Here is a 19,312-nt window from a genome sequence, read left to right as displayed (position 1 = left end):
CATACGTGGTCCGCGAAGGAAGTTCCATTGACAAGGCACTCGCGGTGCTGGAGGCGATCGCCGACCACCACCGCGTCACGGACATCGCGGCGGCGACCGGGGTGTCCAAGTCCACCGTCCACCGGATCCTGCAGTCCCTGGTGGAGTGGGGCTTCGTGCGGGCCGACGGCAGCGGTGGTTACGAGCCCGGCCCGCGCATCCTCACCCTCGCGGGGCGGGTGATGACCAGGTTCGACCCCGCCAGACAGGCGGGGGCGGCGCTGCGCTCCCTCCACGAGCGCACGGGCTACACCACCCACTTCGCCATCCGCAACGGTGACGAGGCTGTCTACGTCGAGAAGCTGGAGGGCCGCAGGCCGTACCAGATGCCCTCGCGGGTCGGGATGAGCCTGCGCCTCCACAGCACCGCGATCGGCAAGGCGATCCTGGCCGAGCTGCCGGACGCGGAGGTTCGCGAGATCGCCGGGCACACCGGGCTGGTACGGCTCACGCCCAACACGATCATCGACGTGGAGGCGCTGGTGGCGCACCTGGCCGAGGTCCGGGCGGTGGGTTACGCCATCGACGACGAGGAGAACGTGCCGGGCCTGCGATGCGTCGCCGCGCCCGTGTTCGACCACACGGGCCGGGTGCTCGGCGGGATCTCGATCTCGGCCCTGGTGATGGACATGGACCGAGACGACCTGGAGGGCTTCGCCGCCGAGGTCGTCACCGCGGCCCGGGAGGTCTCCGTCGCCCTCGGCGCGTCGAGTCCCCTCGTGCGGGGGTGATCGGGCCGCCGGCGCGGCCAGTTACCCAGGAGGGCGTGGATTTCGTGAGGGGGCTTGACGAGATCGCGGGCTCGTTGTTCCTTTACATGGAACATCATTCGGCTCTATAGAACAGGAGGCCGGTCGTGCCCGCAGGCTCCTTCGATCGCCGCCGTTTCCTTCACGCAGCCGCCATCGGCGCCGTCTCGGTTCCGATCCTCGGTGGCTTCCCCCGCGAAGCCCGCGCGAGCACTGAGACGTCCCCGCTCTGGGCGGAGTTCCTCCGCGAGCCCTTCAGACATCCGCAGATCCCGAACATCGCCTGGGCGGGCTACCGCGGGGGAGAGAAGAAGCCGCATCCGCCGGTCCGTGCGAACGTTCTCCGCTACGGAGCGCCCAACGACGGCTCGGCGGACGCCGCCCCCGCCATCAACCGGGCCATCGAGGATGTCGGCCGCAGGGGTGGGGGCACCGTGCTGCTGCCACCTGGCGTCTACCGCACGGACGACGTGATCCTCGTCGGGTACGACGGCGTCGTCCTGCGCGGGGCCGGGAACTCGCAGACCGTCATCCAGCCGACCCGGCATCTCGAGGACGTGATCGGCGTCCACCGCAGCCGGTTCGGCCCGATCACCCGCGACGACTCCGCCTGGAGCTGGACCGGCGGCCTGGTCTGGGTGAGCCACCGGGACCGCTACCGCGCGCTGGTGGACGAGATCCGGGCGACGATGCGGGCTCCCGAGATCTGGACCGGCGACGAGACCCTCGCCACTGTCACCGCCACCGCCTCGCGCGGCGACTTCACCCTGACGGTGGACGATCCCTGCCGTCTTCAGCGCGGGATGCGGGTGCTCCTGAAGATCGACGACGACGACCAGTACGGCCTGCTCAAGCACATGTGCGGTGACGTCCCCGGCACGGCGGACTACGTCTGGACCGACAAGACCAAACTGGTCTCCTACCGCCCCTACGTCTGGCCCGTGCTCATCACCCGGATCCGCGGCAACAGGATCGAGCTCGAACAGCCCCTGCCGCTGGACATCCGGGCGGGCTGGCGGACCCGGCTCACCACGACCGGGCCGGTGATCTACGAGGCCGGCGTCGAGGGGATCACCATCCGGCTGCCACTCGTCCCGCAGCAGAAACATCTCAAGGACAAGGGGTTCAACGGCCTGCTGTTCCAGTGCGCGTGGAACTGCTGGGCCGACGACGTGGTCGTGGAGAACAGCGACAACGGGATCATCCTCACGTGCGCCAAGAACACGACCGTGCGCGGCACACGGGTCGGCGGGCGGATGCGCCACCATTCCCACGCCTGCCGGGAGCAGTCACACGACAACCTCTTCGAGGACTTCGCCATCGACGAGGCGACCGTGCCGCTCGCCGCGGGCGCCAACCATCACGGCATCAACGTCGAGGGCCTGTCCAGCGGCAACGTCTGGTCGAACGGCCGCATGGACAACGGCACGTTCGATACCCACCGCGGCCTGCCGTTCGGCAACGTGCGCACGCAGATCACCGTCGACAACGACGCCTCCCACGGCGGCAGCGCCGACGCGGGACCGCTGTACGGCGCCCGCTTCACGCACTGGAACGTCACCGTGGTCAACCAGCGGGCCGGAGGCGTCAAGATCGACGGGGTCGCGCCGTACTCGGCGACCGTCGGCATCTCCGAGGTCACCGACTTCGGCCAGATCGACAAGCCGGACTTCGCCGGACCGCTCAATAGCCGGCTGGAGAGTTACGGCGACACCTCAGTGGTGCCGCCCAACCTTTACCAGGCCCAGCGCAAGGCCCGCCGCAAGGGCTGGTGCTGATCACTGTCTCCTCGCCGCGGTCGGGCCGTTCACGCCGAGTAGGGCGCAGATCTCCGCCGGGGTGGCGACGCGGCCCGTCCCGCCCCGGCCCTGAAGAGAGATCGAGGCGGCGGCCGTGCCGGCCTGGACGGCCTGGAGCAGGTCTCCGTCGCGGGCCAGCCATCCGGCGAGCGTGCCGGCGAAGGCGTCCCCCGCGCCGGTCTGGTCGACGATGTCCTTGGCCGGGATCGCGGGGACCGGTTGGGGCGTGCTGTCCCCCGTTGCGAGCAGCACGCCCTCCGGTCCCCGCGTCACCGCGACCGCCCGCGCCCCCAGATCCAGGCAGGCGCGGATGACCTGCTCGGGATCGTCGGTGCCGAACAGGGGTCCGCTGTCCCCGGGGCACGAGGGAACGAGCAGGGCCGCGTGCGGCGCCACCGCCTCCAGGACGGCGCGCGCGGCCTCGGGAGTGGTCAGCCGGGAGCGGAAGTTCGGGTCGTAGACGACCTTCCCGGTGGCCGCCTTCGCCGCGTGCCGTACGGCTTGCGCGCACGACTCGGAGAGGGCGGCCGTGATGCCGGACAGCAGGACGACGCCGGCCTCGGAGACGGGGGAGCGGTCGACGTCGGCCGGGCCCATGCGGGAGGCGGCGCTTCCCGCGCGCATGTAGGCGAACGCCCGCTGGCCCGAGGGATCGGCGCCCACGGCGTAGGCCCCGGTGGATCCCTCGCCTCTGGCCATCCAGCCGGTCTGCACGCCGCGGGCGGCGGCGAATCGGATCAGGCGCTCCCCGAACTCGTCGGCCCCCACGCGGGTCACCAGGGCGACTCGGGCGCCCGTCGCGGCGGCGGCGACGGACGCGTTGAGCGCGTCGCCGGAGAACGAGAGATCGAAGACGTCCGCCACATCCAGGGCCGCCGCCGCGGAGAACTCCACCAGAGGCTCCCCCATAATCACGACGTCCACGACCACTCCCTCTTTGTCCACTTCATGCGTTCTATGTAATGAAATGTCGTCACGCTGTATGCAACGACGAGTGTAGACGCACCGGCTTCGGCGAGTCTTCCCGATATCTCCCGGCCTCCCAGGTACCTTCGGCATCATGGCCACCCGTACGTCCGGACCCGGTTCAGGGAAGCGCCCGACTCCAGGGAAGCGCCCGGCACCGCGCACCACGAAGCGTCCCGCGGCCCGCGGCAAGGGCGCCACCCGGCCGGCGCCGAAGCGGCCGGTGGCGACCGGCCAGGACCCGATCAGCTGGGTCTTCCTGATGATCGGCAAGCTCGTCATCGGCCTTTGGCTGCTACTCGCCCACGGTATGGGGGCGGCGGCGCGGGCCCTCGGGCAGGGGGCACGTGACCTCGACCCGGTGCACCGTCGTGACGGAGCGGGCCTCGCGGTCCTGGCGGGCGCGATCGTGCTGGCGACGATGACCTGGCGGGACACCAAGACCGGCGTCGCCCAGGTGGTCGACGCGGTCGTGCGCGGCACCGTCGGGTCGCTGACCTGGTGCGTTCCGGTCCTGCTCACGCTGCTGGCCTGGAGGCTCCTGCGCCATCCCGACCAGAACGCCGAGACCGGCCGGATGGGGATCGGGTGGACGGCGCTGCTCGCCGGCATCCTCGGCATCGTCCACGTGGCGCACGGCACGCCGTACCCGTCGGGCGGGCCGAACGACGGCATGGACAAGGTGTCGGCGGCCGGCGGCATGCTCGGCTTCATCGTGTCGGCTCCGCCGTCGAGCATCCTGCCCGCCTTCATCACGATCCCGCTGCTGCTCCTGCTCTCCGGGTTCGGCGTGCTGGTGATCACGGCGACCCCGGTCCATCGCATCCCGGAGCGGCTGGCCGAGATCCAGCACATGCTGTTCCACCAGGAGGGCGGCGAGCCGAAGCCGGAGGGCGCGCCGAAGAAGCGGTCGAAGAAGCCGGCGGGGGACGGCAAGCGCGAGGTCGGCGACAACGTCAAGCCCTACGACACTCCGGTGCTCAAGGAGCACTCGCCCGAGATCGTCCCCGGCCTGACCGACGACGAGCCCCTGCCGGACCTGCCGGAGCCGGAGGAGGCGAAGGCCCCGCTCCAGCCGCCGCTGCCCACTCCCGCGCCGCGCAAGGTCGAGCAGCTCGTGTTGTCCCCGCAGGCCGGGCCGTACACGCTGCCGGACGCGAAGCTGCTGCGGTCCGGCACGGCGCCCAAGCCGCAGACGAAGGCCAACACGGTCGTCGTGAACGCGCTGACCAGCGTGCTGGAGCAGTTCGCCATCGACGCCCAGGTGATCGGCTTCACCCGTGGCCCGACGGTCACCCGCTACGAGATCGAGCTGGGCCCGGCGGTCAAGGTGGAGAAGGTCACGGCTCTCACCAAGAACATCGCTTATGCCGTCAAATCCGCTGACGTCCGGATTTTGTCGCCGATTCCCGGCAAGTCGGCGATCGGGGTGGAGATCCCGAACACGGACAAGGACCTCGTGTCGCTGGGCGACGTGCTTCGCTCCCAGGTGGCGCAGGCCGACCACCACCCGATGATCGTGGGCCTGGGCAAGGACGTCGAAGGCCGCACGATCGTGGCCAACCTCGCCAAGATGCCGCACATCCTCATCGCGGGCGCGACCGGCGCGGGCAAGTCGACCTGCATCAACGGGCTGATCTCGTCGATCCTCATGCGGTCCACGCCCGACGAGGTCCGGATGGTGCTCGTCGACCCCAAGCGGGTCGAGCTCAACACCTACGAGGGCATCCCCCACCTCATCACGCCGATCATCACCAACCCGAAGAAGGCCGCCGAGGCCCTCGAATGGGTCGTGGGTGAAATGGACCGGCGGTACGACGACCTGGCGGCCAGCGGCTTCCGCCACGTGGACGACTTCAACAAGGCCGTCCGGGCGGGCAAGCTGGTGCCGCCGCCGGGCAGCGAGCGGGTCTACCAGCCCTACCCGTACCTGCTGGTGATCGTCGACGAGCTGGCCGACCTCATGATGGTCGCTCCCCGCGACGTGGAGGACTCGATCGTCCGCATCACGCAGCTCGCCCGCGCCGCCGGCATCCACCTGGTGATCGCCACCCAGCGGCCGTCCGTCGACGTCGTCACCGGCCTGATCAAGGCGAACGTGCCGTCCCGGCTGGCCTTCGCCACCTCGTCCCTGGCCGACTCCCGGGTCATCCTCGACCAGCCGGGGGCGGAGAAGCTGGTCGGCCAGGGTGACGCGCTGTTCCTGCCGATGGGCGCGAGCAAGCCGATGCGGCTCCAGAACGCGTTCATCTCGGAGAAGGAGATCGCCGACCTCGTCACGCACTGCAAGGCCCAGATGCAGGTGGAGTACCGCGACGACGTGGCCGCCCCGGCCGCCGCGAAGCGGGAGATCGACGAGGAGATCGGCGACGACCTCGACCTGCTGGTGCAGGCGGCCGAGCTGATCGTCTCAACGCAGTTCGGCTCCACCTCGATGCTCCAGCGCAAGCTCCGGGTCGGCTTCGCCAAGGCGGGGCGGCTGATGGACCTGCTGGAGAGCCGGAACGTCGTGGGGCCGAGCGAGGGCTCCAAGGCGCGGGAGGTGCTGGTCAAGCCCGACGATCTCCCAGGGCTATTGGCGGATTTGCGCGGTCAGTAGACCCTCAAGGCACGGTGCGTAGTCAACTACTGATTGAATGTGACTAACTACGCAACGTGGGACGAGCGCAGGCTCGGGCAGGGGGGCGTGACCATATGAGCGTTGGCGCTGCTTTGTCGGAAGCGCGGCAGCAGGCGAGGCTGACGGTGGGTCAGCTGAGCAACCGCACGCACATCCGTGAAGCGATCATCCACGGAATCGAGCGCGACGACTTCTCCGCCTGCGGCGGCGACTTCTACGCGCGTGGCCACATCCGTGCCATAGCGTCCTACCTCGGGATGGAGCCCGAGGACATCATCCGGGAGTACGACGAGGTCCACGGCGGCGCTCCACCGCCGGTACGGGCGGCCACCGTGTTCAAGGTTGACGACGCCCACCGGGGCAACCACATGCGCCGCGTCCCGGGCTGGACGGTGGCCTTGGCGGTCGCGCTGGCAGTCATCGTGGTCTTCGTGCTCGTACGGCTCCTCGGCGGGTCAGGTGGGAAGGGCCAGGCGGCCGAGTTGCGGGTCGCCGCGCCGGGGGCGGCGGCGCAGCACGCCGGGGTGCCGGCCCCGGCCGCCCGGGAGCGCGTCGTGCTCAAGGTCTTCGCGGTCAAGCCGACCTGGATCAACGTCAAGGACGCCAAGGGCCACCGGCTCTTCCAGGGCGCCCTGGAGCAGGGGAAGAGCTCCACGTGGTCGGCCGAGGAGCGGCTGCGGGTCACCATCGGCGACGCTGGAGCGGTCCGGCTGGAGGTCAACGGGAAGGACCTCGGAACTCCGGGCAAAGACGGCCAAACGGTGAAGCGCTCGTTCGGGCCGGGCATCCCGAGTGCCCGCTAGGCGCGAACTGCCGATACCGTAGTTTCATCATGTCTTCTCGCCGCACCGTATCGCTGGTCACATTGGGCTGCGCCCGCAACGAGGTCGACTCCGAGGAGCTGGCCGCCCGGCTGGAGGCCGCCGGTTGGCGCATGGGCGACGACGACCCGGACGTCGTCGTCGTCAACACGTGCGGATTCATCGACTCGGCGAAGAAGGACTCCATCGACACGCTGCTCGCGGCGGCCGACTCCGGTGCCAAGGTCGTCGCGGCGGGCTGCATGGCCGAGCGGTACGGCGAGCAGCTCGCCGACGCGCTGCCCGAGGCCGCCGTGATCTCCTTCGACGACTACACGGACATCGGGGCGCGTCTCGACGACGTGCTGGCCGGTAAGACGCTGACGCCGCACGCGCCGCGCGACCGCCGGACGCTGCTGCCCATCACCCCGGTGAACCGTTCGGCCGCGCAGGCGCACATCCCCGGCCACGGCGCTCTGCCTCTGCCGGACGGCGTCGCGCCCGCCAGCGGCCCGAGAATGCTCAGGAAGCGGCTGACCGGGGGTCCGGTGGCCTCGCTGAAGCTCGCGTCCGGCTGCGACCGCCGCTGCACGTTCTGCGCGATCCCGGCGTTCCGAGGGTCGTACGTCTCCAGGAGCCCCGAGGACCTGCTCGCCGAGGCGCGCTGGCTGGCGGAGGAGGGCGTCAAGGAGCTCGTGCTCGTCAGCGAGAACTCGACCTCCTACGGCAAGGACCTCGGCGACCTGAGGGCCCTGGAGAAGCTGCTGCCCCAGCTCGCCGGGACCGACGGCATCGAGCGGGTCCGGGTCAGCTACCTCCAGCCGGCCGAGCTCCGCCCCGGCCTGCTCGACGTCATCGCCTCCACCGAGGGTGTCGCGGCGTACTTCGACCTGTCCTTCCAGCACGCGAGCGGCCCGGTGCTGCGCCGCATGCGGCGCTTCGGCGACCCCCGGCGCTTCCTCGACCTGCTGGAGCAGATCCGCGAGAAGGCCCCCGAGGCGGGCGTGCGGTCCAATTTCATCGTCGGCTTCCCCGGCGAGACCCAGGACCACTTCGACGAGCTGGTGGGCTTCCTGGAGGAGGCCAGGCTCGACGTCGTCGGCGTCTTCGGCTACTCCGACGAGGACGGCACCGAGGCGTTCTCCTTCGACGGCAAGCTCGACCAGGAGACCATCGACGAGCGGGTCGCCGTCCTCACCGAGCTCGCCGAGGAGCTCACGGCCCAGCGGGCCGAGGAGCGCATCGGCGCCGACCTGGAGGTGCTCATCGAGGAGGATCTGGGCGACGGCGGCTACGAGGGGCGTGCGGCGCACCAGGGCCCCGAGGTGGACGGCGCGGTCACCGTGCAGGGGATCGGCCTGGTCCCCGGGCAGATCGTCCAGGCGGTCGCCGTCGACTCCGAGGGGGTTGACCTGATCGCCCGCATCAAGGCAGGCGCATGACGGAGCGCATCGAGCCACCGGTCGGCGCGCCGCCGAGCACCCCGGACACGGTGCCGGGACCGCCCGCGCCGCCGGTCGTCGACGCGCGGCGGGTGAGCACCTGGAACATCGCGAACGCGCTGACCATCGCGCGGCTGGCCATCGTGCCGGTCTTCACGGTGTTCCTCTTCTTCGAGGGGCCGGGCTGGCGGATCGCCGCCCTGGGGGTCTTCCTCCTCGCGTCCCTCACCGACCAGCTCGACGGCTGGCTCGCCCGCAAGTACGCCCTGATCACCGACTTCGGGAAGATCGCCGACCCGATCGCGGACAAGGCGCTGATCGGCGCGGCGCTGGTCAGCCTGTCGATCCTCGGCGAGATCCCGTGGTGGGTCACCATCGCGATCATCGCCAGGGAGGCGGGGGTGACCCTGCTGCGCTTCATGGTGATCCGGCACGGCGTCATCCCGGCGAGCTACGGCGGCAAGGTCAAGACCGTGCTGCAGATCGTGGCCATCGCGCTCTACATCGTGCCTGGAATCCCGGGCCTGGTGAGATGGGTCGCCATGGGCCTGGCGCTGGCCGTGACCCTGGGCACGGGCGTCGACTACGTGATCCGGGCGATCCGGCTCAGGCAGGTGGCGAGGAGCGCGAGAGCCGAATGATGGGGACGGCGGCGCAGATCCTCTCCCTGCTGGTCCGGCAGGGCGCCACGGTGTCCGTGGCCGAGTCGCTGACCGGCGGGCTGATCGGCGCGACGCTGACGGGGCCCATGGGCGCCTCGGCGGCCTTCCGCGGCGGCGTCATCGCGTACGCGACCGAGCTCAAGTCGTCTCTGCTCGATGTGCCCTGTGACCTGCTGGACAAGGAGGGCGCGGTCCATCCCGACGTGGCCGAGGCGATGGCCGGGGGAGTGCGCGATCTCACAAAGTCCGACTACGGCCTCGCGGTGACCGGGGTCGCCGGTCCCGACCCGCAGGACGGCAAGCCGGTGGGCACGGTCCACATCGCCCTGTGCGGCCCCGATGGGCGCGTCTGGCACCGGGACGTACGCCTCAACGGGGACCGCGACGCGATCAGAAAGACGACATGTACGGAGGCTTTGGACCTGCTTAGAGGTGTGCTAGAGGCAAATTTGGGGGAACATTCCGGGTGATTACCGCGTTACGTCCCCAGCGAACATGCTCACCACGGTCTGCCGCGGTGTTGCTCTCTACAGGTACGGTGGAGCTGTGAGTGAGGTCCGTGAGCCATCGGCGACGAGCAAGTCAGGCGCACGCCCGGCGAAGGGGCCGAGCGAACCAATGATGACGGCGAGGAGTATGTACGAAGGGCGTTCGAAGAACGGGCGAAATGAGCCCACCGCGCGAGGCGTCGTGAAGGCGCCCCCGCTGGGGAGGGAGCGACAGATGATCCTGCTGCGTCAGCTGCTCGGTGACGTGCTGCGGCGGCTGAGGGTGCGGCAGAATCGCACCCTTCGCGAGGTGTCGACTCTGGCCCGTGTCTCACTCGGCTACCTGTCCGAGGTGGAGCGCGGTCAGAAGGAGGCGTCCTCGGAGCTGCTCGCCTCGATCTGCGGCGCGCTCGGCGTGCCGCTTTCCCAGGTGCTGCGCGAGGTGTCCGACCAGTTCGCGCTCGCCGAGCTTCAGGCCGCCCCGGTTCTGGCCGATGTGCCGGAGCACGAGCGGCTGCCCATTCCGGAGACCGTCCCGGCCGGTCCGGACTTCGGTGGCTTCCCCGAAGTCAAGGACATGGTCGCCGCTTGATCAGCCTGGCTGGCACGCCGGGCACCAGTAGATCAGCCGTTCGTACGGCTGTGCGCCCATCTCTCCGCGGCTGACCGGATTGCCGCAACGACGGCAAGGGCGGCGTGCCCTGCCGTACACGAACAGTGAGCGCCCCGGTCGAAGGTCGCCCGTCGTGACGGGCAGCGGAGCGTCCTTGCTCGCGTCCATGAGCTCCTGCGCGAGCGTCACCAGCGACTCCAGATCACCGGGTGGGATCGCCCCCACCGTGCGCCACGGCCACAGACGAGCCCCGAACAGCGTCTCGGCCCGCCAGATCGTGCCGATCCCCGCCAGGGCGCTCTGGTCCAGGAGCGCCTCCCCGATCGTGCGGCCGGGGTCCTCCAGCAGGTTCCGTACGGCTGTCGCGGCGTCCCAGTCCGGCCCGAGCAGATCCGGCCCGAGATGGCCGACGACCCGGTCCTCCCGGTCCGTGGGAACCAGGTCCACCATTCCGAGCTTGATCCCCATGGCCTGCCATTGGGCGTTGGCCAGGATCAGCCGGACGACGTCGCCCCTGGGCGCCGGGCGTCCGGCCGGGGACACCCGCCAGCTTCCGTCCATCCGCAGATGGGTGTGGACCGTCAGGCCGCCCTCCACCCGCGTGAGGATGTGCTTTCCGCGCGGGACGGTCGTGAGGACGGACCGGCCGCGCAGGTCGGCGGTGGCGTGCCGGGGCACCCGGAAGTCGGACCGGGTCAGCGTCCGGCCGTCGAGCGCCTCCCTGAGCCGTTTCGCCGTCCGGTAGACGGCGTCACCTTCGGGCATGCGTCACCTTCGGGCATGTCAGACCGGCGTGTGCGAGTCCCACGCGGAGGGGTCGGACGACAGCTCGGTCACCCGCGGCGGCAGCTCGCCCTTGGCGATCTGCTCCAGCGTGACCGCTTCGAGGATCGCCCGCTCGCTGGCCCGCAGCGCGATCCACACCTGCTGGAGGGCCTGGGCGGCGCCGAGGTAGCCGACATGCTCGGGACGCTCCCCGCGGACGTTGGCCAGCGGGCCGTCCACCGCGCGGATCACGTCGGCCAGGGAGATCTGGCTGGCCGGGCGGGCCAGGACGTAGCCCCCCTCGGGGCCTCGCTGGCCACGGACCAGGCCGGCGCGGCGCATCTGGAGCAGGATGTTCTCCAGGTACTTGGGGGGCATCTCCTGCCCCTTGGCCAGCTCGCCCACCGTGGTGGGTCCCTCGCCCGCGGCGGCGAGCTCGGCGGCGGCACGGAGTGCGTAGTCGACACGGGCAGAAAGTCGCATGTAGTCGATTATCCCGCCTGGTTGGCACTGGTTAGACGGCAACCTGACAAGTGGCCCCATCAATATCGTCAACCGGCACGGTCGTAGCCTGAAGTATGGGGAAAGCGACCAGGCGATGGCTGTTCGCCGACCAGCTCGGGGACCACTTCCTGGACTCTCTCGACCAGCCGGTGCTGCTGGTCGAGGCCCGGTCGGTGCTGCGGAGAAGGCGCTTCCACCGGCAGAAGGCCCACCTGGTGCTCTCCGCCCTCCGCCACCGCGCCGCCGAGCTCGGCGACCGGGCCGTCTTCGCCAGAACCCATACGTACGGCGAGGCGCTCGACCGGGTCAAGGGCGAGCTGAGCGTCTGCCAGCCGACCAGCCATGCGGCGCTCGCCTTCGTCTCCGGCCTGGAGCGGGTGGCCGTCCTGCCCGCGCGGGGTTTCACCACACCCCAGGAGGACTTCGCCGCCTGGGCGGCCGGGCGCGGCCGCCACAGACTGCTCATGGAGGACTTCTACCGCGACGCCCGGCGGCGGCTCGACGTGCTGATGGAGGGCGACGAACCCGTGGGCGGGCGGTGGAACTTCGACGCCGACAACCGGGAGCCTCCGCCGCCGCACGGCCTGGGCATCCCCGGGCCATGGTGCCCGCAGGAGGACGAGATCGACGCGGAGGTGCGCCGCGACCTCGACCGCTGGGAACGCGACGGCGAGGTGTCCTTCGTCGGCCGGGACGCGCCGCGCGCCTTCCCCGCCACCCTGGCCGAGGCGGCCGAGGCGCTGGCGCACTTCGTCGCCCACCGGCTGGCGGCCTTCGGGCCCTACCAGGACGCCATGCTCTCCAGCGACGGGGTGATGGCCCACAGCATGCTGTCGCCCGCGCTCAACCTGGGTCTGCTCGACCCGATGGAGTGCGTCCGGGCGGCCGAGACGGCCTACAGGCGGGGCAGGGCGCCGCTGGCCGGCGTCGAGGGCTACGTGCGGCAGCTCATCGGCTGGCGTGACTACATCTGGCACCTCTACTGGCACCTCGGGCCGGACTACCGTGACGAGAACCTGCTGGCCGCCCACACCCCGCTGCCCGAGTGGTTCGCGGAGCTCGACGCCGACGCGGTGGAGGCCCGCTGCCTGTCGTGGGCGCTCGCGCAGGTCCGCGACCACGGGTTCACCCACCACATCGTCCGCCTGATGGTGCTGGGCAACTACGCGCTCCAGCGCGGGTTCGACCCGCGTCAGCTCAGCGACTGGTTCCACCGCTGTTTCGTCGACGGCTACGACTGGGTGATGACGCCCAACGTCGTCGGCATGTCGCAGCACGCCGACGGCGGCGTGCTCGCCACCAAGCCGTACGCCGCCGGCGGCGCCTACATCAACCGGATGAGCGACTTCTGCGGGGAGTGCCGCTACCGCCCCAACCGGCGGACCGGAGACGACGCCTGCCCGTATACCACGGGCTACTGGTCGTTCATCGCGCGCAATGAGGACCGGCTGGCGGCCAACCCTCGCATGGCCCGCAGCGTGTACGGCATGCGCAAGCTGGCCGACATCGACGAGGTGCGCGAGCACGAGGCCGCCCGGGGGGACGCGCCACCCTGACCTTCCCATCCGCTCCGGTGGCGTCTCGCCCGCTCTGCCGTACAACGTGATGAGAGAGGGTAGGAAAACTCTTAACGCATCGAATACGGCACGCCTAAAACCAAGGCCCGGTGCTTCTTCCACATGAGCCTTCCTCGTGTCTGGTCAGAGAGGCATGAAGAGCCGGTCCACAGCGTTCCACATGCTTGTTCGCTCGCTAAGCTTGCAGGAAACTTTGTTGACGATTTGCCAGCGCAGATTGTTTGAGCGCGACGGGGGCCACCATAGAAAGCAGGAGCATGGAGCGACGACCTGGTGTGCCCAGGCTGCTCCGGGAGATCAACGACCGGGCCGCCCTGGAGCTGCTGCTGACCTCGGGACCGCTGACGCGGGGCCAGATCGGCGAGCTGACAGGGCTGTCCAAGGTCACCGCATCCCAGACGCTGGCCCGCCTCGAAGAGCGCGGCCTGGTCGAGGTCGTCGGTGAGCAGGCCGGGAACCGCGGACCCAACGCCGCCCTCTACGGCGTCATCCCGTCATGCGCGTACGTCGCCGGGCTGGACGTGGGCCCCGACTCGGTCACCGCGGCGATCGCCGACATCAACGGCGACGTGGTCGCCGAGGTCACGGCCTCGCCGAACGGCCACGACGACCCGGTGTCGATCGTCCACAACGCGGTCGTGAAGGCCTGCCGGTCGGCCAAGGTGGCGCTGTCGCGGCTGCGTGGGGTCGTGATCGGCACGCCCGGCGTCGTGGACCCGCGCACCGGCGACGTGCGGTTCTCCTTCGACCTGCCGCACTGGCACGAGGGCATCCACGAGGCGCTCGCCAGGGACCTACGCCGTGATGTGACGATCGAGAACGACGTGAACCTGGTCGCGATCGCCGAGCGGGCCAAGGGCGCCGCTCAGGAGGTCGACGACTTCGTCCTCCTGTGGGTCGGCCGGGGCATCGGCCTGGCGGTCGTGCTCGGCGGGCGGCTCCACCGTGGCCGCTCCGGCAGCGCGGGCGAGATCGGCTATCTGCCGGTTCCCGGCGTCCCGCTGGCCGAGGACGTCAAGGCGACGCCTGGGCGGTTGCCGTCGCTCGCCGGCGGTCTCCAGTCCCTCATCAGCGCCGAGGCGGTGACCGAGCTCGCCGAGGAGTACGGCTTCGGCGAGGGCGGCGCGGCCGACCGGGTGACCGCGGCCGTGTCCGCGGGGACGGACGGCGACCTGATGCTGGACGAGATCGCCTCCCGGCTCGCCCTGGGCGTCGCGTCGGTGTGCGTGGTGCTCGACCCGGGTCTCGTGGTGCTGGCCGGCGAGATCGGCCTCGCGGGGGGCGCGAGCCTGACCACCCGGGTGGAGGAGGCGGTCGCCCGGATCTGCCCCATCCGCCCCCAGGTGGTCACGAGCGAGGTGGACGGCAACCCCGTGCTCCGGGGCGCCGTCCTCGCCGCGCTCGAACAGGCCCGCGAGGAGATCTTCGTTTCGTAGGCCGTTTCCGCCTAGGCGGTCAGCAGCTCGACGGCCGCCTGGGCGTTGGCGCGGGCCGCGCCGTACGTCGCGATGTAGGCGGCGGCCTTGGGGCGCCAGATCGGCAGGCCCATCTCGACCACGATCGCGTCGGAGCGGGCCCCGAGCAGCGCGGAGACGAACCCCTGGCTCTGCGGGTACCGATGGGCGTCCTTGACGACGATGATCAGCGAGCGGCCGGTCGCGCGCTCCAGCAGCGCGGCGGGGTCGGCCTCGTCAGGCTTGACCCGGACGATCTCGGCCTCGGGCAGCCAGGGCGCGACACCCCAGGGCACGTCGCCGACGGCGATGGTCGGCGGCGTGTCGACCTCGATCACGAAGGGGTCGACCAGGGGCGACGCCGAGCCCGAGAGCGAGACGGCGCGGCGGGCCGCGTCGAGGCCGATGACGTTGTTCTCGGCCGTGTCCGGGCGGGGTGAGGCGAACCACTCCCGAAGGCTCGCCACACGCTCGTTGGCCTCCTCCAGCCGCGAGACCGGCAGCCAGCCGGACTCGGCGGCGTCGACGATCTCGGCCAGCATCCGCTCGATCTCGTCCGGCGTGGGAAGCGGCCCGAGGCAGAGCAGGTCGGATCCCGCGGCCAGGGAGCGTACGGCGCCGCCGCCGAGGCCGACGCTCTTGGTGATCGCGTGCATGTCCAGGGCGTCGGTGACCACGACGCCGTCGTAGCCCATCTCCTGGCGCAGCAGGGTCGTCAGCGCCTCGCTGCTGAGCGTGGCGGGAGCCGTTCCGGTCAGGTGCGGGACGGCCACATGGGCTGTCATGATCGACTTGGTGCCCGCGTCGATGGCCGCGCGGAACGGGACCAGCTCCCGCTCCCACAGCAGCTCCCTCGACGCGTCCACGAGCGGGATCTCCAGGTGGGAGTCCTGCCGGGTGGCGCCGTGGCCGGGGAAGTGCTTGACGCAGGCGGCGACCCTCAGGGACTGCAGGCCGCGGATGGCGGCGACCGTGTGCCGGGCGACCAGCTCCGTGGAGGAGCCGAACGACCGGGTGCCGATGACCGGGTTGTCGTCGGCGGTGTTGACGTCGGCGACCGGCCCCATGTCGAGGTTCACTCCGCAGCGCGCCAGGTCGGAGCCGATGGAGCGGTAGACCCGCTCGGTGAGGTCCACGTCGTCGACGGCTCCCAGCGCCGCGTTCCCCGGGTAGGGGCTCCCGGTGTGGTAGGCCAGCCGGGTGACGTCGCCGCCCTCCTCGTCGAGCGAGATGACGGGACGGCCCGCGCCGTTCAGCTCTCCGGTGAGGGCCGCGAGCTGATCCGCGCCGCGCACGTTGAAGCCGAAGAGGGTGACGCCACCGAGGCCGCCCTCCAGACCTCGCAGAACCCAGTCGGGGGCGGTCGTGCCCTGGAAGGCCACGAGTAGCGTGCCGGCCGCGAGACGATGCAGCTCGCTGGGCACGCGGGAAAAGGCAGACATGCTGTCCTTACCTAGAGGTGTTGGTATGGGGTCGCGGGCACGACCGGCACGGCCACGCCCTCGTGGGGCGGCGGCCGCACCGGTGCCCGGAGAGGGATTATCCCTTTACTGCGCCTGCGACCAGGCCGGAGACCATGCGCCGCTGGACAAGCAGGAAGAAAATGAGGACCGGGATGGTCATCAGAGTCGAGGCGGCCATGATCCCGCCCCAGTCGGTCGACCGTTGGCCGACGAAGAACTGCAACGCGATCGGCATGGTGTACTTGCCCTGGTCACCGATCAGCGTGAGGGCGTAGACGAACTCGTTCCAGGTGGTGATGAACGAGAAGATGCTCGTGGCCACCAGTCCGGGAGCGACCAGCGGGAACAGGACCTTCCAGAAGGTCGTGAACCGGCTGGCGCCGTCGATCCAGGACGCCTCCTCCAGCTCCTTCGGCACCGCGGCGACGAACGTGCGCAGCATCCAGACGGAGAAGGGCAGGGTCAGGCCGACGTTGATCACGACGAGGCCGACGAGCTGGTCGTACATGCCGAGCCGCCTGACCATGGTGAACAGCGGGATCAGCAGTGCCTCGGCCGGAACCATCTGCACGATCAGCAGCAGGATAAGGAACGAGGTGCGGAACCGGAACCGGAACCGTGCCACCGCGGTCGCCGCGAGCAGGGCGAAGACGGCGCCGATCACGACGGCGCTGAGCGCCACGATCGCGCTGTTGGAGAGGTAGAGCCAGACGGAATGCCCGGCGACGCCCTTGGTGAGGACCCGCGAGACGTGGTCCAGCGAGGGCGGGCTCGGGAACGGGATGAAGCTGGTGGTGAAGATCTGGTCGTTCGGCTTGAACGCCGTGGCCACCATCCAGTAGACGGGGAAGACCGCGAACAGGAACACCGCGACCCCGGCCGCGTTCAGTGCGGCCTGACTGAGCTTCTTGCGGGCGAGCGGGTTCATCGGACGTCCTCCGTCTTCACGATCTGGCGGACGTACACGAAGGTGATGACCATCAGGATGGCCGTCAGCACGACCGCGATGGCGGCGCCCAGACCCATCTTCGGGGGACTGCTGAACGCCTCGGCGTAGCTCCACAGCGAGAGGTTGAAAGCGTCACGGTTGACCGTGCCGCCGTTCAGCAGGTAGAGCTCGGTGAAGACCTTGAAGTCCCAGATGATGGACAGCACGGTCAGAACCGAGAACACCGGCTTCAGCAGCGGGAAGGTGACCTTCCTGAACGTGGTGAATCCGGTCGAGCCGTCCATCTTCGCCGCCTCGTACAGCTCGGCGGAGATGCTCTTGAGCCCGGCGAGGACCGACACCGCGATGAACGGGAACGACGCCCACACCACCGCGATGGTCAGCACGAGGTAGAGCGTGAAGGTGTCGTTGAACCAGGGGTGCTCGCTCCAGTCCGACCGTCCGAAGACCAGGCTGGACAGCCAGTCGGGGAGCAGATTCAGCGCCCAGTTGACGATGCCCGAGGAGGAGTCGAACAGCCACTTCCAGATGATGGCCCGCGCGGTGGGCGGCGTCGCCCACGCCGCCATGATGCCGATGATGACGAAGGTCGACATCTTCTTGCCGAGTTTGTTGAGCAGGAGGCCGACGAGGGTCCCGAGGATGAGCGTCAGCGCCACGGTGACGACCGCGAAGACCACCGTGTTGCGCAGCGACGACCAGAACAGGTCCGACTCGAAGATCTTCTGGTAGTTCTCCAGCCCCAGGAACTCGGCGGGCTGGGGGTTCGTGACCTTGATCTGCCGGAGCCCCACCTTGTGGAAGGACATGTCGACCATCTGGTACAGCGGGTAGAGCAGCAGAGCCCCGATGATCAGCAGGCCGGGCAGGAGCAGGACATAGGGCACCACCCAGTCGGGCAGGCCGGATCCGCGCGGCGGCACTCCTTTGCGCCGCCGCGACGGGGCGGAGGGGTTGCCTCCGCCCCGCGCGATGGTTGACGTCTGGGTCATGATCCCTACTGGTTGAGGATCGTCTCAAGCTCGGTGTTGGCGTCCGCCAGAGCCTGGTCGACGGTCTTCTTGCCGTCGATCACCGCGCGGGCCGCGTTCTGCAGCACCGCCTTGGTGTCGTTGGCCTCGGCCCAGTTCGGGCTGGCCGGGAAGCCCTTGGCCACCTTGAAGGTGTCCGTGAACGGCTTCTGCGCGGCGTCGTTGCCCATCTCCTCGAGCGCGTCCGGGTAGAGCGGGAGCAGGCCGCCCTCCTTGGCGTACCGGACGCCGAACTCCTTGCCCGCGGCGAGCTTCAGGTACTCGGTGGCGAGCTCGGCTTTCTTGGTGTCCTTCCAGATGGCGATGTCGTTGCCGCCCTGGAAGGCCGGAGCCGGGCCGCTGCCGTCCTTGGCCGGGAGCGAGAAGAAGGCCATCTTCGACTCGTCGACCTTGCCCTTGCTCTGCTCCTTGATGGACGCGATGTCCCAGCCGCCCGTGACGTACATGCCGACCTTGCCGGCGGCGAAGCGCTGGGCGATGTCCACGGAGTTCTGCGTCAGGCGGCCCTTGCCGGAGACGCCGTCCTTGGCGACCAGGTCCGTGTAGAACTGGAAGCCCTCCTTGAAGGCCGGGTCGGTGAGCTTGCCGACCCACTTGCCGCCCTCGAAGGCGGCGAAGTCGCCACCGGCGGACCAGACGAACGGCGACAGGGACATGTTCGCGTCGGAACCGCCGTTGAAGGCGAAGCCGTCGACGTCCTTGCCCTGCTTGGCCACGATCTTCTTGGCCGCGGCGACGAGCTCGTCCCAGGTCTTGGGCGCGGCGATGCCGAGCTTGTCGAACCAGTCCTTGCGGTAGAGGACGGCGCGGGTGCCGCCGCCCCAGGGAGCCGCGTAGACCTTGCCGTCGATCGTCTCGTAGCTCCACAGGTTCTGCGGGATCTGCTGGAGCTCGGGGTCGTTCTTCACCACGTCCGTGATGTCGGACAGCGCGTCCTGCTGCACCCAGGCGGAGACCTGGTCGTTGCCGAACTCGGTGACGTCGGGGCCTTCACCGCCGGCGAGCGCGGCGGTCCACTTCTTCTGCGCGTCGGGCCAGGGGATCCACTGGACCTTGGCGTCGGCGCCCGTCTTCTCCTTGAACTTGGCGCCCAGGTCGTCCATGTACTTCTGGAAGACGTCGGTGGGAGCACCGAGGCGCCAGACGGTGAGAGTCTGGCCGGCGAACTTCGGGCCGGTGGCCGCTGACGCGGCGGCGGTCGGCTTGGTGTCCGTGGAGTCGCCGCTTCCGCAGGCGGCGAGACCGAGGGCCAGGGCAGCGGTCGCAGTAGTTGCCGCCGCGATCTTCGCGATTTTCACGTTGGGTTTCTCCCTTTCGCGTCCGGGATGCGCATATTTGGGGGAGTCGGCGGGCCGCTCTCCTCTTGATCGCTTGCCTCCGGAGTGGCTGCG

General features: G+C 69.9%; 17 protein-coding genes. 10 read left to right on the top strand and 7 right to left on the bottom strand.

Annotated elements, in window-relative coordinates; all coding sequences use genetic code 11:
- Positions 1 to 5 precede the first annotated feature (5 nt).
- Together ABH927_RS08200 and ABH927_RS08195 are read left to right on the top strand one after the other, a co-directional pair.
- Positions 6 to 770, top strand: a complete 765-nt coding sequence (locus tag ABH927_RS08200) for an IclR family transcriptional regulator (RefSeq protein WP_370019555.1) — start codon at positions 6 to 8, stop codon at positions 768 to 770.
- A gap of 125 nt (positions 771 to 895) precedes the next feature.
- Positions 896 to 2,566 carry a glycosyl hydrolase family 28-related protein gene (locus ABH927_RS08195; RefSeq protein WP_370019553.1) on the top strand — a complete coding sequence of 557 codons (1,671 nt, stop codon included), beginning with the start codon at positions 896 to 898 and terminating at the stop codon, positions 2,564 to 2,566.
- Here the strand turns inward: ABH927_RS08195 and ABH927_RS08190 are convergent, their stop codons facing one another.
- Positions 2,567 to 3,511: a sugar kinase gene (locus ABH927_RS08190; protein WP_370019551.1), complete on the bottom strand. Its 945-nt coding sequence runs from the start codon at positions 3,509 to 3,511 to the stop codon at positions 2,567 to 2,569. It abuts the gene before it with no gap.
- A gap of 136 nt (positions 3,512 to 3,647) precedes the next feature.
- Here ABH927_RS08190 and ABH927_RS08185 point away from each other — a divergent pair, with 136 nt between their 5' ends.
- The 6 genes from ABH927_RS08185 (at position 3,648) to ABH927_RS08160 (ending at position 10,157) form a co-directional block, all read left to right on the top strand.
- On the top strand, positions 3,648 to 6,152 hold the full coding sequence (locus ABH927_RS08185; protein WP_370019549.1) for a DNA translocase FtsK: 2,505 nt from the start codon (positions 3,648 to 3,650) through the stop codon (positions 6,150 to 6,152).
- A 95-nt stretch (positions 6,153 to 6,247) separates the two neighbouring features.
- Positions 6,248 to 6,976, top strand: a complete 729-nt coding sequence (locus ABH927_RS08180; RefSeq protein WP_370019548.1) for a helix-turn-helix domain-containing protein — start codon at positions 6,248 to 6,250, stop codon at positions 6,974 to 6,976.
- Between the two features lie 29 nt (positions 6,977 to 7,005).
- The gene (rimO, locus tag ABH927_RS08175; RefSeq protein WP_370019546.1) at positions 7,006 to 8,415 is read left to right on the top strand and encodes a 30S ribosomal protein S12 methylthiotransferase RimO; all 1,410 of its coding nucleotides are present in this window, start codon (positions 7,006 to 7,008) and stop codon (positions 8,413 to 8,415) included.
- Positions 8,412 to 9,056, top strand: a complete 645-nt coding sequence (gene pgsA, locus ABH927_RS08170; protein WP_370019545.1) for a CDP-diacylglycerol--glycerol-3-phosphate 3-phosphatidyltransferase — start codon at positions 8,412 to 8,414, stop codon at positions 9,054 to 9,056. Before rimO ends, pgsA begins: the two co-directional genes overlap by 4 nt.
- Entirely contained in the window at positions 9,053 to 9,547 is a 495-nt protein-coding gene (locus ABH927_RS08165; RefSeq protein ID WP_370019543.1) for a CinA family protein, read from the top strand. Before pgsA ends, ABH927_RS08165 begins: the two co-directional genes overlap by 4 nt.
- A gap of 253 nt (positions 9,548 to 9,800) precedes the next feature.
- The gene (locus ABH927_RS08160; protein ID WP_261585846.1) at positions 9,801 to 10,157 is read left to right on the top strand and encodes a helix-turn-helix domain-containing protein; all 357 of its coding nucleotides are present in this window, start codon (positions 9,801 to 9,803) and stop codon (positions 10,155 to 10,157) included.
- Here the strand turns inward: ABH927_RS08160 and ABH927_RS08155 are convergent, their stop codons facing one another.
- Together ABH927_RS08155 and ABH927_RS08150 are read right to left on the bottom strand one after the other, a co-directional pair.
- Positions 10,158 to 10,943 carry a DNA-formamidopyrimidine glycosylase family protein gene (locus ABH927_RS08155; RefSeq protein WP_370019540.1) on the bottom strand — a complete coding sequence of 262 codons (786 nt, stop codon included), beginning with the start codon at positions 10,941 to 10,943 and terminating at the stop codon, positions 10,158 to 10,160.
- Between the two features lie 18 nt (positions 10,944 to 10,961).
- Positions 10,962 to 11,426, bottom strand: a complete 465-nt coding sequence (locus ABH927_RS08150) for an Rrf2 family transcriptional regulator (RefSeq protein WP_370019538.1) — start codon at positions 11,424 to 11,426, stop codon at positions 10,962 to 10,964.
- A gap of 95 nt (positions 11,427 to 11,521) precedes the next feature.
- Here ABH927_RS08150 and ABH927_RS08145 point away from each other — a divergent pair, with 95 nt between their 5' ends.
- Both ABH927_RS08145 and ABH927_RS08140 read left to right on the top strand, forming a co-directional pair.
- A complete protein-coding gene (locus ABH927_RS08145) occupies positions 11,522 to 13,003 on the top strand; it encodes a cryptochrome/photolyase family protein (RefSeq protein ID WP_370019536.1) in 1,482 nt (493 codons plus the stop codon).
- A gap of 278 nt (positions 13,004 to 13,281) precedes the next feature.
- Positions 13,282 to 14,460 carry an ROK family protein gene (locus ABH927_RS08140; protein ID WP_370019534.1) on the top strand — a complete coding sequence of 393 codons (1,179 nt, stop codon included), beginning with the start codon at positions 13,282 to 13,284 and terminating at the stop codon, positions 14,458 to 14,460.
- Positions 14,461 to 14,471: 11 nt separating this feature from the next.
- Here ABH927_RS08140 and ABH927_RS08135 read toward each other — a convergent pair whose 3' ends face one another.
- The 4 genes from ABH927_RS08135 to ABH927_RS08120 all read right to left on the bottom strand — a co-directional run bounded on the left by ABH927_RS08135 (position 14,472) and on the right by ABH927_RS08120 (position 19,219).
- Entirely contained in the window at positions 14,472 to 15,920 is a 1,449-nt protein-coding gene (locus ABH927_RS08135; protein WP_370019532.1) for a glycoside hydrolase family 3 protein, read from the bottom strand.
- 97 nt (positions 15,921 to 16,017) lie between these two features.
- Complete coding sequence (locus ABH927_RS08130) at positions 16,018 to 16,869, bottom strand: carbohydrate ABC transporter permease (protein WP_370019530.1); 852 nt, start codon at positions 16,867 to 16,869, stop codon at positions 16,018 to 16,020.
- Positions 16,866 to 17,882, bottom strand: a complete 1,017-nt coding sequence (locus tag ABH927_RS08125; protein WP_370019528.1) for a carbohydrate ABC transporter permease — start codon at positions 17,880 to 17,882, stop codon at positions 16,866 to 16,868. The genes ABH927_RS08130 and ABH927_RS08125 overlap by 4 nt, the downstream gene beginning before the upstream one ends.
- Before the next feature lie 5 nt (positions 17,883 to 17,887).
- On the bottom strand, positions 17,888 to 19,219 hold the full coding sequence (locus ABH927_RS08120) for an extracellular solute-binding protein (protein ID WP_370019526.1): 1,332 nt from the start codon (positions 19,217 to 19,219) through the stop codon (positions 17,888 to 17,890).
- Positions 19,220 to 19,312: the final 93 nt, after the last annotated feature.

The organism is Planotetraspora sp. GP83 (genome assembly GCF_041262585.1).
GTDB lineage: Bacteria > Actinomycetota > Actinomycetes > Streptosporangiales > Streptosporangiaceae > JAOEGB01.
This window is presented reverse-complemented; position numbering and strand designations above follow the sequence as displayed.

What these genes read in the sequence shown, in the direction of transcription:
- ABH927_RS08185 (WP_370019549.1), top strand. Translation starts at nt 3,648, where the DNA reads ATGGCCACCCGTACGTCCGGACCCGGTTCAGGGAAGCGCCCGACTCCA.
- ABH927_RS08180 (WP_370019548.1), top strand. Translation starts at nt 6,248, where the DNA reads ATGAGCGTTGGCGCTGCTTTGTCGGAAGCGCGGCAGCAGGCGAGGCTG.
- rimO (WP_370019546.1), top strand. Translation starts at nt 7,006, where the DNA reads ATGTCTTCTCGCCGCACCGTATCGCTGGTCACATTGGGCTGCGCCCGC.
- pgsA (WP_370019545.1), top strand. Translation starts at nt 8,412, where the DNA reads ATGACGGAGCGCATCGAGCCACCGGTCGGCGCGCCGCCGAGCACCCCG.
- ABH927_RS08165 (WP_370019543.1), top strand. Translation starts at nt 9,053, where the DNA reads ATGATGGGGACGGCGGCGCAGATCCTCTCCCTGCTGGTCCGGCAGGGC.
- ABH927_RS08160 (WP_261585846.1), top strand. Translation starts at nt 9,801, where the DNA reads ATGATCCTGCTGCGTCAGCTGCTCGGTGACGTGCTGCGGCGGCTGAGG.
- ABH927_RS08155 (WP_370019540.1), bottom strand. Translation starts at nt 10,943, where the DNA reads ATGCCCGAAGGTGACGCCGTCTACCGGACGGCGAAACGGCTCAGGGAG.
- ABH927_RS08150 (WP_370019538.1), bottom strand. Translation starts at nt 11,426, where the DNA reads ATGCGACTTTCTGCCCGTGTCGACTACGCACTCCGTGCCGCCGCCGAG.
- ABH927_RS08145 (WP_370019536.1), top strand. Translation starts at nt 11,522, where the DNA reads ATGGGGAAAGCGACCAGGCGATGGCTGTTCGCCGACCAGCTCGGGGAC.
- ABH927_RS08140 (WP_370019534.1), top strand. Translation starts at nt 13,282, where the DNA reads ATGGAGCGACGACCTGGTGTGCCCAGGCTGCTCCGGGAGATCAACGAC.
- ABH927_RS08135 (WP_370019532.1), bottom strand. Translation starts at nt 15,920, where the DNA reads ATGTCTGCCTTTTCCCGCGTGCCCAGCGAGCTGCATCGTCTCGCGGCC.
- ABH927_RS08130 (WP_370019530.1), bottom strand. Translation starts at nt 16,869, where the DNA reads ATGAACCCGCTCGCCCGCAAGAAGCTCAGTCAGGCCGCACTGAACGCG.
- ABH927_RS08125 (WP_370019528.1), bottom strand. Translation starts at nt 17,882, where the DNA reads ATGACCCAGACGTCAACCATCGCGCGGGGCGGAGGCAACCCCTCCGCC.